Below are 15,669 nucleotides of genomic sequence, written 5' to 3'. Positions count from 1 at the left end.
ATGTTTAGGTACAACAGGAAGCGGCATTGAGCTGAGCTGAAAGCACTGGGGCAATTGCGCGAAATCGGCGAAAGTATGTTTAACATCAAAAAAAGCGATCCGGCCGGATCGCTTTTTGATTATTATGGCTGGCTGCATCGATCGTCCATGGGAAACGATACGATGTTAGGAAGAAGAGACGTTGGCCCGCAGCCGTCCCTTTTCGTATACATCCTGCAAAAGGCGGCTTGGCTGGGTCCGGATCGTCGGCTTTGGAAGCACGGTTTCGTAAGGGCCGACAACCACGACGTTGCCCGGCGAGCCTTTGACGACGGCGCCATCTCTGATTACGGCTCCTTCGCCAACGATGGCATGCTCAATATGGACGCCCTTTCCCACTCTGGCATTCGGCATAATGACGCTGTCCTTGACGATGGAATATTTGCCGATTTCCGCGCCGCAGAATACGACCGAATTCTTCGCCTTGCCTTCGAACGAGCAGTGCTCGTGTATAAGGCAGTCGGCGTACTCGTGATTACGGGTGCGGGTCGTGGAAGGCTTCGACAACCACGGGCGGGTGTACATTGGCCAATCGGTTCGTTCCAGCACGAGTTCGCTGGCGCGCAGCACATCCATATGGGCTTCCCACAGGCTTTCGACCGTGCCGACATCGCGCCAATAGCCCTGGAAACGGAAGGCCAGCAAGGATTCATGGCCGGACAGCATTTTAGGGATGACGTCTTTCCCGAAGTCATGGCTGGAGTTCGGGTCGGCGGCATCCTCGAGCAGGTGCTGCTTCAGATAGTCCCAACGGAACAAATAAATTCCCATCGAAGCCAGATTGCTTTGCGGCTCTGCCGGCTTCTCCGCAAATTCGATAATATTCAGATTGTCGTCCACACTCATGACGCCGAACCGGCTTGCTTCTTCCCATGGAACCTCCATCACAGAGATCGTTGCAGGCGCTCCCTGCCGCTTATGGGCCTCCAGCATCTCGCGGTAATCCATCTGATAAATGTGGTCCCCGGACAAGATCAGCACATGCTCCGGATCCTGCTCGTCAATGAATGGTATGTTTTTATATATGGCATCTGCAGTCCCTAGATATTCCTGAGTTTCCGTGTTGTGCGAAGGAAGGAGCGCAATGCCATTTGCGTTTGTACGGGCCATGCCCCAAGGCTCGCCTTCTCCGATATGCTCGTGCAGCGATTCTGCCTCGTACTGCGTCAAAACTCCGACAGTGTCAATACCGGAATTGGCGCAATTGCTGAGAGGAAAATCGATTATGCGGTAGCGGCCGCCAAATGGAACAGCGGGTTTTGCCAGCTTCGAAGTCAGAGGAGCCAATCGTTTGCCCTCACCTCCGGCTAAAAGCATAGCAATACAGTCTTTTTTCTTCATCACGTTTCCCTCCCAATGTATTTTCGAGCGTTGTACATACATAAACGTCATTTCCGGGGTTTGAAACGATTATATTGAAATGTGAAATTGAAAATTACAAAATTATTTTTCAAGGACATTTTTTATTTTCAACATGGTTAGAATGGGGTAATAGCATTAATAATCTATGGATTTTTATGACAAAGCAGGTGAAGAGTATTGAGCCAAGCAATTAGGGAAGGAAACATGACTCCGGAACAAGTGTACTTGTTTCATGAAGGAACCTGGTTCCACAGCTACCGATGCATGGGAGCGCACCCCACCCGGGAAGAAGGGGAGGAGGGCGTCCGGTTTACCGTGTGGGCTCCGCACGCTAAGCAAGTCGGGCTTGCCGGTGATTGGAACGGTTGGGACGGCAGCAAAGACACGTTATATAGGATACCCGATTCGGGAATTTGGAGTCGTTTTTTCCCCGGCATGCAAGCTGGAACTTTTTACAAATACCAGCTTATGGGCCCTTATGGGGAAACATTCCTGAAGGCCGATCCTTACGCATTCCAAGCCGAAGTCAGGCCGGCAACGGCTTCGGTGGTCACGGATTTGTCCGGTTACCAATGGAATGATGGGGCGTGGCGCCGCAGGGGTAAGTCCCCGTTTAACAAGCCATTGAACATCTATGAGATGCATATGGGCACATGGCGGCAAAAGGACGACGGCTCTTTTTATACATACCGGGAAATGGCAGAGCTTTTAATCCCTTATTTGCTGGAAATGAGCTACACCCATGTGGAATTCATGCCGCTTGCAGAGCATCCGTATGATCTTTCATGGGGGTATCAAGGCACCGGCTTTTACGCGCTGACCAGCCGGTACGGATCGCCTCACGATTTCATGTATCTGGTCGACAAGCTGCATCAGGCCGGAATCGGCGTGCTGCTGGATTGGGTGCCGGCCCATTTCGCCAAGGATGCTCACGGTCTTCGCCAATTTGACGGGACGCCGCTGTACGAATACGAGGACCCTCAGAAAGCGGAGAAGCCCGGATGGGGAACATTGTCTTTCGATTATGCCAAGCCGGAAGTCATTTCATACTTGATTTCCAATGCATTATTCTGGATGGATATGTATCACATCGACGGGCTGCGCGTGGATGCGGTGACAAGCATGATCCGGCTTGATTTCGAAAAGCCCGCAGGCCAGTACAGCATGAATGCGCAAGGGGGCTTGGAAAATCTGGAGGCGATCTCGTTTTTGCAGCAGCTGAACAAAACGGTGTTTCACTATTACCCGAATGCGCTCATGATGGCGGAGGAATCAAGCGCATGGCCGGGCGTCACCGCCCCCGTGCACGAAGGCGGACTAGGCTTCAACTATAAGTGGAACATGGGCTGGATGAACGATACCCTCTCCTACATCGAGCACGATTTTGATCAGCGGCCTTCGAAGCATAACTTGCTGACTTTTCCGATGATGTACGCCTACTCCGAAAATTTTACGCTGCCGCTTTCCCACGATGAGGTAGTGCATGGCAAAAGATCGCTGCTGAACAAAATGCCGGGGAGCTACGAGCAAAAATTTGCCGGACTTCGGATCTTGCTCGGATATCTCATGACCCACCCGGGCAAAAAGCTGCTGTTCATGGGCGGCGAGTTCGGCCAGTTCATCGAATGGAAGGATGAGGAGCAGCTGGATTGGCTGCTGCTGGATTATGAAAGCCATCGGAAGCATATGTATTACACAGCAGCTTTAAACCGGTTATACGTTAATGAGAAAGCGCTGTGGGAAATGGATCATGACATTCACGGATTCGAGTGGCTGAGTGCGGACGATGACAGTCAAAGCGTGATTTCCTTTATGCGAAAAGGGAAGAAGCCGGGCGATACCCTGCTCGTTGTCATCAACTTTCAGCCGCGTTCCTATGCAGCCTACCGCATCGGTGCCCCGCGTCCGGGGCAGTACATCGAAATCTTTAACTCGGATCATGCCGATTTCGGAGGAGAGGGTCTGCTGAATGTCGGAGAGATCAAAACGGAGAAGCTGGCGTGGCATCAGCAGGCGCAAAGCCTGGAGATTAAGCTGCCGCCGCTCGGCATGGTGATCTTGAAGAAGAAGCCGCCTAAGACGCGCAGGATGAAGGAGACGAAAGAGGCGAAAGAGACGAAAGCAGTTAAAACAGCTAAAGCAGCCAACACTGCGGTAACCGCAAGGGCGGGAGCTAAGGTAAAGCCGTCCGGACGGCTAATAACAAACAAGAACAGCAAGAGGGGGGAGCAGGCATGAAGCTATTATACGCCGCTTCGGAATGCGGACCATTCATCAAGACCGGAGGCTTGGCGGACGTCATCGCCGCCCTGCCGAAGGCATTGCGCAGCCTCGGCACCGAAATTCGGGTCGTGCTCCCGAAATACAAGGATATCCCCGCAGAATACCGGGAACGCATGACCCATCTCGGGGAGACCCGGGTACAGGTCGGCTGGAGACAGCAATACTGCGGGATCGAGTCTTTGGTGGAGGACGGAGTCACGATTTATTTCATCGACAATGAGTATTATTTCGGACGGGACGGCATTTACGGTTATATGGACGATGGCGAACGGTTTGCGTATTTCAACCGGGCGGTGCTCGATATGCTGCCGGTTATCGACTACCAGCCCGATGTGCTCCACTGTCATGATTGGCACACGGCGATGATCCCGCTCTTACTCGAGGACGTTTACCGCCATGACCCGTTTTACTCGGGCATTAAGACCGTCTTCACGATCCATAATTTGCTGTATCAAGGTGTGTTTCCTTATGAGGTGCTTGTGGATCTGCTGGGCATTCACAGCCGTTATTTCACGGCGGACGGCGTGGAATACTATGGGAACCTGAACTTCATGAAAGCCGGGATCATTTATTCCGATCATGTAACCACGGTGAGCCCGACCTACGCATCCGAGATCCAAACCGGATATTACGGCTACGGGCTTGACGGGCTTCTATCGGCACAAGGTGCCCGGCTCAGCGGCATCGTGAACGGGATCGATACGAAAAGCTACAATCCGGCAAACGATCCCCATCTGGCCGTCAAGTACCGGAGCGATTTGCAGAAGAAAACCCAAAATAAAATCGAGCTCCAGCAGGAGCTCGGCCTGCCGGTGGCTCCGCATGTACCGATGATATCTATGGTGACCCGCCTCGTGGATTCCAAGGGGCTCGATCTGGTGATCCGGATCCTTGATGAGCTTTTATATTACGACGAGGTTCAGTTCATCGTCCTGGGAACCGGCGATCCTTCCTATGAGCATTGGTTCCGGGAGGCGGCGAACCGCTATCCGAACAAAATGTCGGCCCAGATCCGCTTCAACGAGCCGTTATCCCGGCGGTTTTATGCCGGCAGCGATCTGTTTCTTATGCCCTCCAAATTCGAGCCTTGCGGCATCAGCCAGCTGATTGCGATGCGGTACGGCAGCGTGCCGATCGTTAGGGAAACGGGCGGGTTGAACGATACGGTCCAGTCATATAACGAGTTTACGGGAGAAGGCAACGGTTTCTCCTTCAAGAATTATAATGCGCATGATATGATGCATACGATCCGCCGCGCGGTATCCTTGTACCGTCAGCCGGAGCACTGGCGCAAAGTGACGAAGAATGCCTTGAGCGGCGATTACAGCTGGAGCGCTTCGGCCAAGCAGTATATGGATATTTATGAGCGGATCATAACCGGTTAAGTAGGCTGTACGAGCAAATCGAAAGGGACTGAATGAACAGGCGGTTGATGGCAACCTGCCTGCGATTCAGTCCCTTTCTTTTTGTTAAAATGGGGTGGATCAGTTTAGTTCTTCAGCTTTCTTCGTATAATCCGGAATCCGAACGGCTCAAGCTCGATATGCATGGTTCCTTTCTCAGGCTTGACCGGCTCTTCCGTCAAGGCATCCACCCAATCCGTCGTGACGATGGGATGGGAGAGGGTACGCGGACGGTCGCTGTTGTTCATCCAAATGATGAAGTGCATCTTATCATCCGCACGCTCATAAACGATGCTCGGGTCATGGTGCCGTGCTTGAAGGAATCGGAAGCGTCCTTGCCGCAGGGCGGGGTGTTTTTTTCGCAGAGCGATCATGCTCCCGTAGAACTCATACAGATCCCGGTCCTGCTTGTCCGGATCCCACTCCATGCATTTGCGGCAGTCCGGATCCCCGTCTCCGGTCAAACCGATCTCGTCCCCATAGAAGATGCAAGGCGTTCCCATGAACGTGAACAAAAATGCCACCGTCAGCTTCATCCGGCGTGTATCCCCGCCTACGCGGGTTAGCAGCCTCGGCGTGTCGTGACTGCAGAGCAGGTTGAAGACGACTTCGTTCGTTTGCTGAGGGTACCTCATCAGCAGCGCTCCGATCCGGTTCGCGAAGGTAAGGCCGTCCATTTGTCCGTTGAAGAACTCAAGCACCTTGTCGGCAAACGGATAATTCATGACGGAATCGAACTGATCCCCGATCAGCCACAGCAGGGAGTCGGACCATACCTCGCCTACGATGTAGGCATCCGGGTTGGCCTTTTTTACCACCTGTCTGAAATCTCTCCAGAAATGATGATCAATTTCGTTGGCCACATCCAGGCGCCAGCCGTCCAGCTTGATCTCCTTGATCCAATATTCCGCCACATCGAGCAGATACGCCTTCACCTCGGGGTTAGCGGTATTGAACTTAGGCATATTGCCGAAAAATCCGAAGGTGTCATAAGTCGGTATGCCGTCCCGGATTTCACACGGGAAATCATTCACATGAAACCACTCTGCATATCTGGATTTTTCGCCATTCTTCAGCACGTCCTGAAACGGCGGGAATTGGTCGCTGCAATGGTTGAACACCGCATCAAGCATGACACGGATCCCCTTGGCATGGCAGGTGTCGACGACCTTTTTAAGCAGCTCATTATCCCCGAAATGCGGATCAACTTGTTTGTAATCAACGGTATCGTATTTATGATTGGAAGGGGAGCGGAAGAGCGGGGTGAAGTAAATCGCATTGACTCCGAGGTGAACGAGATCATCCAGATGATCCAGCACCCCCTGCAGATCGCCGCCAAAAAAATTGTCAACCTTCGGCTGGCCTCCCCAAGGCTCCGTTCCTTCCGGGTCATTGCCGGGATCCCCGTTGGCGAAGCGTTCGGTCATAATTTGGTAAAATACCGCTTCCTTCGCCCATTCCGGTACCTTGAATACATCGATTTCATGTATGTAAGGGAACTCGAAATAACCAGCCGGGGGATGAGGATAATCCCAGCCGATGCCGCTGTCGACCATATAAACCGTTTCATCGCCGGCATGAATGCGGAAGCCGTAGGATAATCGTTTATACTTAGGTTTGACGTGACATTCGTAATAATCAAACATATCGTCGGAGGCGGACTTCTCCATGGTGATTTCGAAGTACGTCCGGTCCCAATCGTATTTGTCTCCGGTCATGGCCACAACCGAATCGATATCGTTTTTCTTGGTTCGCACCCTTAAATGGATGGTATGAGGATCATAGGCATAAGCCCATTTATCCCTTGGAACGTGATACAGCGCTTCTAACAGCATGGCTACACCTCCTTGAATTTAGCTATTAAATAACCATTCGACCAATAAAATGAAACAAAGTAGGAAAGCGCGGCTGTGCCGGTGCTGCTGCATCCCGGTGCTGCTGTCAAGAAGCTCAAGCACCCATGCGGTGCTCGTCCAACATGCGGATCCACCCTTCATGCGAAGCGGCTTACCGATCGAACGATTATAAGATGAAGCACGCCAGGGCAGATTATGCATCAAGATACTGATGCTTAAGAGACCGTGCGTTAAACGAGCGGATGCAGGATCGTTGTGCTGATGATTCAGGACATGACTCAAGAACTAGTCCTTGCTGCTTGACAAGAAAACAGTTTTCAGAAACTAAATCATCGTCCTGCTCTAATTTATCTGTGAATATATGGAATTAAATAAATGTTCTGCCTGTGCTGCTTGTCTCAAAAATGATTTATGTTAGCACAATATCTTTAATGGTATATGTACCAGCCTAAATTACATATTAACCGTTGTATGATAATTTTGCGGTATGAAGCGCGTTTGAAAACATAGCAGCTATGGAAAAATCCATGAATTTTCATTGCATATTCATGCATCGTGTTTTATAATGTCTCAGTCGCAGGTTTAAGGAAGGGAATTATGAATTGGATCAGTTAGGGGAGAAAGCACTCAAATGAAACGTAAATTTATAGCTTGGATGACCCTGTGCATGGCGGTTGTGCTTGCTTTCGGAAGCATCGTGCATGCAGAGGGCGAGAAGAAGACCATCATTCTCGGCACCAGTGCCGACTATGCGCCTTATGAATTCCACAAAACGATCGACGGCGTAGATACCATCGTCGGATTTGATATCGAAATCGCGAAGGAAATCGCCAAGGATCTTGGCGCAGAGCTCATCATCAAGGATACGTCCTTTGATGCGCTGCTGCCGGAGCTGACAAGCGGCCGGGTCGATTTCGTGATCTCGGGCATGAACCCGACGGAGGAACGGCGCAAGAGCATCGATTTTTCCGATCCGTATTATGCTGCCGAGCAGTCGGTCGTTGTCCGCAAGGGAGACGAGCAGAAATACAACACCGTTGAGAGCCTGGCAGGCGCACGAATCGGCGTTCAGAAGAGCTCGATCCAGGAAACGATCGCGAAAGAGATTCCGAATGCGCAGGTCGTCTCCCTGGATAAAATACCGGATCTGATGCTCCAGCTGGACTCGGAGCGCGTGGACGTCGTGTTGGCGGAGTATCCGATCGCCCTTACGAACATGAATGTCGAGACGATGGCGATTACAGACGCTAAACCGACGACGGAGAATGACGAGTATGCCATCGGCGTCCGCAAAGGCAACCAAGAGCTTCTGGACAGCATTAACGCAACGCTCAAAAGGCTGAAGGAGAATAACCAGATCCAGAAGTTCGTGGACGAGGCCAGTGATCTTGCCGCCGGACGTACGAAGGAGAACCTCAATACCTTCGAATTTTTCTGGAAATACCGCGACTATTATGCGCAAGGCATTCAATTTACGCTGCTCATATCGGCTCTTGGCGTATTCTTCGGATTTATTCTCGGTCTCGTGATCGCGCTGATGCGCATGTCCGGGGTCGGTATCCTGAAGTTCTTAGCTACAGCCTATATTGAAATTATGCGCGGCACGCCGATGCTCGTTCAGCTGTTTATTATCCATTACAGCCTCGCCGCGTTTGACATCAAATTTACGCCGATTCAGTCCGGGATTCTGACGCTGTCGCTGAACAGTGCGGCGTACTTGGCCGAAATTTTCCGGGCAGGTATTCAAGGCGTCGACCGCGGACAGCTGGAAGCGGCCCGTTCGCTCGGGATGACCAAGGGCAAGGCAATGCGTCATATCATTCTGCCGCAGGCATTGAAAGGGGTACTCCCTGCGATCGGCAACGAGTTCGTGGTCATTATCAAGGAATCGTCCATTGTCTCGTTCATCGGGGTATTCGATATCATGTACCAGGCTCAGATTTTGCGCGGGATGACGTATGCCGCACTGAATCCGCTGCTTGTTGCCGCATTGATTTACTTTATACTGACATTCGTTCTTTCGAAGCTTCTGGGTGTCTGGGAAAGGAAGTTGAGTGCAAGTGATAACCGTTAAGGGACTTCATAAATCGTTTGGCAAGCTGGAAATTTTAAAAGGCATCGACGTTGAAATCGCAAAAGGGGAGGTCGTCGTGGTCATCGGCCCCAGCGGCTCCGGCAAAAGCACGTTCCTTCGCTGCCTGAATCTGCTCGAGGTGCCGACCAGCGGCGAAATATCGTTCGAGGGCGAGCTGATTACGGCCAAGAACCACAATATTAACGCAACCCGCGAAAAAATGGGCATGGTATTCCAGCAGTTCAATCTGTTCCCGCACAAAACAGTGCTGCAAAACATCACGCTGGCTCCAATGCAAGTAAAGGGCGTCTCCGCCAAAGAAGCTGAAGCTACCGCCGACGAGCTTCTAAAATCTGTGGGGCTGCTGGACAAGAAAAAGGCATATCCTGCCCAGCTGTCCGGCGGACAGAAGCAGCGGATCGCGATCGCAAGGGCACTCGCCATGCAGCCGCATGTCATGTTGTTCGATGAGCCGACCTCAGCGCTTGATCCGGAAATGGTCGGCGAGGTGCTTGAGGTCATGAAGAAGCTGGCAGAGGGCGGGATGACCATGGTCATCGTCACGCATGAGATGGGCTTTGCACGCGAAGTCGGCGATCGGATTTTATTCATGGACGGCGGAAAAATCATCGAAGAGGGAACGCCGGAGCAATTGTTCGGCCAGCCTTCCCATCCGCGCACGAAGGAGTTTCTAAGCAAGGTTTTGTAACTTTTTTTAATGAATCGAAAATTTCGATAACAGCGTCATACCTGAATTATTGAGGTATTGACGCTGTTTTTTTGTGCCTGTTGGTAACAATTGCATGCGCTATTGGTTACAAAATTGTGATATATTCAGTTCCGTCAGATTAACCATCGAAATTGCTTGATTCATACATAGGAGGCATCGACAAATGACACCATTGAAACAACGACCATTTAAAAAAGCACAACATGATAAGATTACCCGATTCGCCGGAAAAACGGCAAAGTGGTTCACTATGACCGCACTGGCGATTGGACTGACATTCAGCGGCGGTATGCTGCAAGCCCATGCAAGCTCTGTTCATGTCGCTAAGCAAGGAGACACCTTCTACTTCCTGTCGAAGCAGTACGGCGTGAAGCTGGACAAGCTGATGAACGCGAATCCGACCATCAAAGCGACGAATATCTACCCGGGCCTCAAGATCAAAATACCGGGCACCGTATCCGCTAAATCGGTTGCTTCGGCAGCTCCGGTGACAGGGTTCTCGCCAACCCTGAACGTATTCCATGAGAAAAACATCGTCGAAGCTTGGGGCAAGACCTTCAACTACAGCAAGACCTTGTCCGTAAAGGCTACCGCATACTCCGCAGCAGCCAGCGAGAACGGCGGATGGGGAGCAGTGGATTACTTCGGCAACAAGCTGGAGATCGGTACGATCGCCGTTGACCCGAAGGTCATCCCGCTCGGCACGAAGGTGCTCGTCACCGGTCATGAGCATCCTGGGCTTCCGAAAAAAGCATTTGTCGCGGAAGCGAGCGATATCGGCGGAGCCATTAAAGGAAACAAGATTGATATCTTTATTCCAGGCTCGCAGTCTTTCGTCAGCAAATTCGGCATTCAGGATATCAAATTGTACATTATCGAATAGAGGTTTAACCTGTTGAATAGGGGATTGTAAATGAACATGATAAAGGCGGCGCTGCAGGGAGATCTCTGCAGCGCCGCCTTTTTATGCGATAGGGCGCTCGGAAATCGTGGCAGGCTGGTGTCCATGATTCCAAGTGTCTCTTGATCTGTTCTATGCTTGTCGCTTGCGAACCAGAGCGGAAGCATTGCGATACCAGAGGCTTTCTAATGCTTGAAGCTCTCAGGCAATCCGAGCATTTCAGGGAGGGTGACGAAGGTATACCCCTTGCTTCGGAGCTCTTTAATGATACCGGGGAGCGCCTCGATCGTTCCGGTCAGATCGGAGCCGACTCCGCCCCCTGCGTGCTGCAGAACGATCGAGCCCGGCCCGACCGTGGATAGAATATTGCTCATGACCTCATCCTTCCCAAGACCCTTCCAATCCAATGAATCCACGTTCCAGTTTACGACTTTGAAGCCGTTCTTCCGGGCCCATTGGAGCTGCTCCTCGTTAATTTCGCCATATGGCGGACGGATAAGCCTTGGCTCGATTCCTGTAATTGATTTGATGACTTGATTGGTCCGCTCGATCTGATCCTTGAATTTATGGAGGCTCAGCTTGTTAAGCTGTGCATGGTTATAGGAATGGTTCCCGATGGCATGCCCTTCTTGATGCATGCGTTTGACCAGACCCGGATGTTTCTTGGCCCGCTCGCCGACGGCAAAGAAAGTAGCTTTAACATGATGTTCCTTCAGAACATCCAGCACTTTTCCGGTAAATCTGGGATCGGGGACGTCATCGAACGTCAAGGCGATTTTTTTTACGCGGGGCCCGCTGGTCCGGAAGGTATCCGGGTATTTTTTCATTAATTGGCTTAGCGACAGGGGTTCTCTTGAACCGCCGCCAGCGCGTTTCGCATGGTCTTCGATGGATGTGCGGGATTCGGACATGACGGAGGAAGTTTCATCCGGCTGCGAAGTCAGTCCGTTCAAAGCCGCGGCATGTCCAGGGAGAGCCGGCATGGCGAGCAGGATGCAAATCATCCCAAGGATGCGAAACCCTGCATGAATTCGGTTGAACATCTCGATCAGCCCCCTATAGCATTTTCTGTATGGTATTCCCAACCACCCTCAACTTTATCCATGCAGGCCTTTCGGGGCCCCTTTTTAGTTTTTGGGCGAAAAAGGTGTATAATAACGGTTGAGTGTTCATCACATATTTGGATTCGGAAGGGAGATGTTCGATTGGCAGACTTATTTACACCCTATAACTTTAAAAATTTGACGCTTAAGAACCGGATCGTGATGCCACCGATGTGTCAATATTCCGTGAAAGCGGAGGACGGAATCCCGAACGACTGGCATTTCGTCCACTATGTCAGCCGCGCCGTAGGCGGTACCGGCCTGATCATTGTTGAGATGACAGGGGTCCATCCTGACGGACGCATAACGAACCAGGATACAGGCATTTGGAGCGATGAACATATTCCCGCCTATCGCCGGCTCGTTGAAGCCGTGCACTCCTACGGCACGAAGATCGGCATTCAGCTCGGCCATGCCGGAAGAAAAGCGCAGGATGCGGAGCCGTCGGTAGCACCGTCGGCCATCGCGTTCAGCTCCCAATATAAAATACCGAAGGCGCTGTCGGCCTCCGAGATCGAAGAGCTGATCCAGGCGTTTAAGGACGCGGCCCGCCGGGCGGTTGAAGCCGGATTCGACACCGTTGAGATCCATGGAGCCCACGGCTATTTAATTCACCAATTCCATTCCCCGCTGACCAATCAGCGAAGCGATGAATATGGACAAGATCTTCCCCTGTTCGGCGAACGGGTCGTTCAGGCTGTGAAGGAAGTGGTTCCGGAAGGCATGCCGGTCATCATGCGCGTGTCCGCGAAGGAGTATGTCGACGGAGGCTATGACGTGGAATACTGCGCCGAGGTTTGCCGGAGATACAAGGACGCCGGGGTGGACATCTTTCATATTTCCTCAGGCGGCGAGGGCCCGATCGGATCAAGCGGAGGGCCGGAGGCAGCGCCGGGATATCAAGTGGACTTGGCTGCGGATTTCAAGCGATTGCTGAAGGTACCCGTCATTGCCGTCGGACTGCTGGATGATTATGAAGTCGCCCAAGATGTAATTTTGTCAGGCAAAGCGGATTTGGTTGCGATCGGCAGAGGCATGCTGAGAGATCCATATTGGGCCGTGCATGCTGCGAAGGCGCTCGGCGGGGAGCAGAAGGTTCCGAAGCAATATCAAAGAGGTTACTAAAAAATTTTTGAAACGTTTTGACGCGGACGGCGTAAATAATAACCATACAGCGATTATTAATGTAAAAGCGGGAGGAAGAATAAGATGTCCATATTTAAACGATTGCGCGATTTGACCATGTCCAATATTAACGCCATTATCGACAAGGCCGAAGACCCGATCAAAATGACGGATCAATATATTCGGGATATGACGGAAGACCTTGAGGATGCGGAGAAGGCCGTCGCCGCTCAGATTGCGATCGAGAAGCGCTTCAAGGCGCTATACGAAGAGCAGGCAGCTCTTGTCGAGAAGCGTACGCAGCAAGCGCATACGGCCGCCCAGGCCCAGAACGTGGAGCTTGCCCGCCGGGCGCTTGAAGAGAAGAAAGCGGCTGAAGCCAAGCGCGACGAATACAAGGCCAGCTACGATCAGAATAAACTCGCGGCAGACAACCTGCGCTCCAAGCTGGAGGAAATGCGCAAGCAGCTGACGGCTATGAAGAATAAGCGCGAAACGCTGGTTGCCCGTTACAATGCAGCCAAAGCGCAAACCGAAATCAACAAGGCGATGAACGGCTTTGGCTCCGATACGGCAGCTGCCGGCCTTAAGCGAATGGAAGAGAAGATGCTGGCAATGGAAGCAAGAGCGGAAGCGAGCAATGAAATGTCCCAGCGCGAAAAGTCCCTGGATGAAGAGTTTGAAAACCTCGGCAAAGACAAAGCGGTTGAAGATGAGCTCGCCGCTTTGATGAAGCAGTACGAGAATAAGCAATAACACATTCCGGGCAACGACATTGGAATGACTAGGCGGGGGAGGAAGAGCTAAAGCTTGAAACAGCTTGGCTCCTCCTTCGTTTTTGTTTTCGAGATGTCGTTATCGATGAATGATCATGTGGAGGTTTGGGCGATGGATTTTGAGATGATCTTGAGCGTTCTGGTTTGGACCGCTGTTGGCGCTCTGCTGCTGTTCGTACTGATGTTCGTGGATTCCCTGTTTACGAAGTACAATGATCTGGAAGAGGTCAAGGCCGGCAACATGGCCGTAACGACCCGATTGGTCCTAAAGCTTGCGGCTCAGGGATATATATTGTCCGTGTCCATCGGAACATCCTACCATCTGCTTGAGGCGATCATGGTATCTGTGGTTTCTTTTGTCATTTTATTCGTGCTTGAGGCCTTGACGGAAAGGCTGCTGCGCCACTTTGCCAACCTCAACCTGGATAAGGGGACTCGTGATGGAAAAACGGGATACGGCTTGTTTGCAGGTTCGCTTCATGTGGTAGGCGCGTTAATCATTACCGCTTGCTTATAGAACGCATAATGGAGATTGGAGACAGGAAAGATGAGTGTGTGGAAACGAATCAGCAACTTATTTGCGAAACCTGAACCGCCCAAAGCTGAGAAAAGCATGCTGCAGCTGGCGCCGGGGGATATATGCGAAGTATCTTTGGTAACGTACGAAGTAACGGGCCGGGTACATAACCGGGGCCGGAATGCGGTTGTCCTGACGCTTCAGGATGGCGCCCGTATCGCGTATTTGCACATTGAAGAACGGGAAACGGTGCAATACGCGCTATATACGCCGATTGACGGACGCCTTGACTCTCCGGATGAAGTACCGTCCATCATTGACCTGGACGATCATGTCTTCCATCTGGAGGAGGAATACGGCGGACATGTCTCCATTGCGGGGCGAACCCCTTTCATGCAGGGCGGTGAGCAGCATGTGTGGCAATACCAATCCGATGACTACAAGCTCTTGCGAATCGAATGGCAGAACGGAAGATTTATGCTGTATGAAGGAGAGAAAGTGATCCCGGGGGATGTACGAGTCATCCGGGCGACGTAGGGAGTGGTGACATGAAGGAACGCTCTTTTTTAACGATCAAGGTGCTGCTGGTGGTCAGCCTGTTCGTATCCTTGCTCAGCGGATGCGGAGCGCCGAATGTTACGGATACGTATCCGCTCGAATCCGTGAACCGGGATGGGAACGCGACATCCTACGTGTACCGTGCGGCGGATAAGAGCGTACCGGAGGTTGCTGACGAGCTTATGTCCGCAGGCACGCCGGACCAGTCTTCACCCGTTGACAATGAGCGAATGTTTCTCGTCTACGGGGATGAGTATTACCATCTGCAGCAGGATCCGCAAAAGCCTGAGGATACGCTGATTGAAATCGATTCCAAGGAATATGTGCAGCGTAATTATGATTCAAGCTTTCTACAGGGCTACTTAACGGCGGTCCTGATCGGCAATTTGTTTGATACGTTCGGCGGCGGGAGCTACCGCGGGTATACGAGCAAAGACGTGTATAAACCGAGGGAAGGCAATTACCGCAAGCCGACGAGTCAGGACAAGAAGGCAGCGCCTCCGCTTACGGTTGACCGCAGCGGGAAGATTACCCGCAGGGGTCAGGACAAGGTCGGGACGGGAGGCGGCTTGTTTCAGCGAACTCCGGACAACGGGGGCACCCGAGGTTCGATTGAGCGAGGCGAGCGGGGAGGCGGTTTGTTCGACTCTCCTAAACGATCCTACAAAAAACCGAAAACGCGAACCGGCTCGGGCAAGATATACAGGCGGGGCCGAAGATGAATAAATAAAGAAAGCGTACGGCAGGTTGTCCGTGCGCTTTTTTTTCGTCACTGATCGTGATATGCTGCCTTGTCAGAATGAGATGACTGTCCGGTTCAGATTTAGGAAAACCTGCTCAGGTTTTTCGGATATCGAAACACCGATTAGCTGCAACTTCCGTCGTTCACGGTTTCGTTGTTTGCCACGGATACGTGGTTCGCGTTATAACTGAATGGAGAAG

Annotated in this window: 13 protein-coding genes; 10 read left to right on the top strand and 3 right to left on the bottom strand. The window is 51.8% G+C overall.

Annotated features, from left to right (window positions below; genetic code table 11):
• Window positions 1–165: 165 nt before the first annotated feature.
• Window positions 166–1,380 carry a glucose-1-phosphate adenylyltransferase gene (locus tag MKX76_RS11000; RefSeq protein WP_341033760.1) on the bottom strand — a complete coding sequence of 405 codons (1,215 nt, stop codon included), beginning with the start codon at window positions 1,378–1,380 and terminating at the stop codon, window positions 166–168.
• 225 nt (window positions 1,381–1,605) lie between these two features.
• On the opposite strand from MKX76_RS11000, the gene glgB reads away from it, so the two are divergent.
• Both glgB and glgA read left to right on the top strand, forming a co-directional pair.
• A complete protein-coding gene (gene glgB, locus MKX76_RS10995) occupies window positions 1,606–3,639 on the top strand; it encodes a 1,4-alpha-glucan branching protein GlgB (RefSeq protein ID WP_341033758.1) in 2,034 nt (677 codons plus the stop codon).
• Window positions 3,636–5,069 (top strand): glycogen synthase GlgA, encoded by a 1,434-nt coding sequence (gene glgA, locus MKX76_RS10990; protein ID WP_210094598.1) that lies wholly within the window; start codon window positions 3,636–3,638, stop codon window positions 5,067–5,069. The genes glgB and glgA overlap by 4 nt, the downstream gene beginning before the upstream one ends.
• 104 nt (window positions 5,070–5,173) lie before the next feature.
• On the opposite strand, the gene MKX76_RS10985 is transcribed toward glgA, so the two are convergent.
• Window positions 5,174–6,922: an alpha-glycosidase gene (locus MKX76_RS10985; RefSeq protein ID WP_210094597.1), complete on the bottom strand. Its 1,749-nt coding sequence runs from the start codon at window positions 6,920–6,922 to the stop codon at window positions 5,174–5,176.
• Window positions 6,923–7,574: 652 nt separating this feature from the next.
• Between MKX76_RS10985 and MKX76_RS10980 the strand changes: the two genes are divergently transcribed.
• The 3 genes from MKX76_RS10980 to MKX76_RS10970 all read left to right on the top strand — a co-directional run bounded on the left by MKX76_RS10980 (window position 7,575) and on the right by MKX76_RS10970 (window position 10,630).
• Complete coding sequence (locus tag MKX76_RS10980) at window positions 7,575–9,017, top strand: ABC transporter substrate-binding protein/permease (protein WP_341033757.1); 1,443 nt, start codon at window positions 7,575–7,577, stop codon at window positions 9,015–9,017.
• Window positions 9,004–9,726, top strand: a complete 723-nt coding sequence (locus tag MKX76_RS10975; RefSeq protein ID WP_341033755.1) for an amino acid ABC transporter ATP-binding protein — start codon at window positions 9,004–9,006, stop codon at window positions 9,724–9,726. The genes MKX76_RS10980 and MKX76_RS10975 overlap by 14 nt, the downstream gene beginning before the upstream one ends.
• 184 nt (window positions 9,727–9,910) lie before the next feature.
• Window positions 9,911–10,630, top strand: a complete 720-nt coding sequence (locus tag MKX76_RS10970; protein WP_341033754.1) for a 3D domain-containing protein — start codon at window positions 9,911–9,913, stop codon at window positions 10,628–10,630.
• 203 nt (window positions 10,631–10,833) lie between these two features.
• Here MKX76_RS10970 and MKX76_RS10965 read toward each other — a convergent pair whose 3' ends face one another.
• A complete protein-coding gene (locus tag MKX76_RS10965; protein WP_213615060.1) occupies window positions 10,834–11,691 on the bottom strand; it encodes a polysaccharide deacetylase family protein in 858 nt (285 codons plus the stop codon).
• Between the two features lie 162 nt (window positions 11,692–11,853).
• Here MKX76_RS10965 and MKX76_RS10960 point away from each other — a divergent pair, with 162 nt between their 5' ends.
• From MKX76_RS10960 to MKX76_RS10940, 5 genes are all read left to right on the top strand, one after another.
• Window positions 11,854–12,876, top strand: a complete 1,023-nt coding sequence (locus tag MKX76_RS10960) for an NADH:flavin oxidoreductase/NADH oxidase (protein ID WP_144878232.1) — start codon at window positions 11,854–11,856, stop codon at window positions 12,874–12,876.
• 84 nt (window positions 12,877–12,960) lie between these two features.
• Window positions 12,961–13,632, top strand: a complete 672-nt coding sequence (locus tag MKX76_RS10955; protein WP_007130029.1) for a PspA/IM30 family protein — start codon at window positions 12,961–12,963, stop codon at window positions 13,630–13,632.
• 132 nt (window positions 13,633–13,764) lie between these two features.
• Window positions 13,765–14,169 carry a DUF350 domain-containing protein gene (locus MKX76_RS10950; protein ID WP_028403504.1) on the top strand — a complete coding sequence of 135 codons (405 nt, stop codon included), beginning with the start codon at window positions 13,765–13,767 and terminating at the stop codon, window positions 14,167–14,169.
• 30 nt (window positions 14,170–14,199) lie between these two features.
• Window positions 14,200–14,706, top strand: coding sequence for a DUF4178 domain-containing protein (locus MKX76_RS10945; RefSeq protein WP_007130031.1), 507 nt, complete (start codon window positions 14,200–14,202; stop codon window positions 14,704–14,706).
• An 11-nt stretch (window positions 14,707–14,717) separates the two neighbouring features.
• The gene (locus MKX76_RS10940) at window positions 14,718–15,449 is read left to right on the top strand and encodes a DUF4247 domain-containing protein (RefSeq protein ID WP_007130032.1); all 732 of its coding nucleotides are present in this window, start codon (window positions 14,718–14,720) and stop codon (window positions 15,447–15,449) included.
• The last annotated feature ends 220 nt before the right edge of the window (window positions 15,450–15,669 follow it).

It is taken from the genome of Paenibacillus sp. FSL R5-0810 (assembly GCF_038002285.1).
In the GTDB taxonomy this organism is placed as follows: Bacteria; Bacillota; Bacilli; order Paenibacillales; family Paenibacillaceae; genus Paenibacillus_AQ; species Paenibacillus_AQ lactis.
The sequence above is the reverse complement of the archived record's forward strand: the minus strand, read 5'-3'. Positions and strand labels throughout refer to the sequence as shown.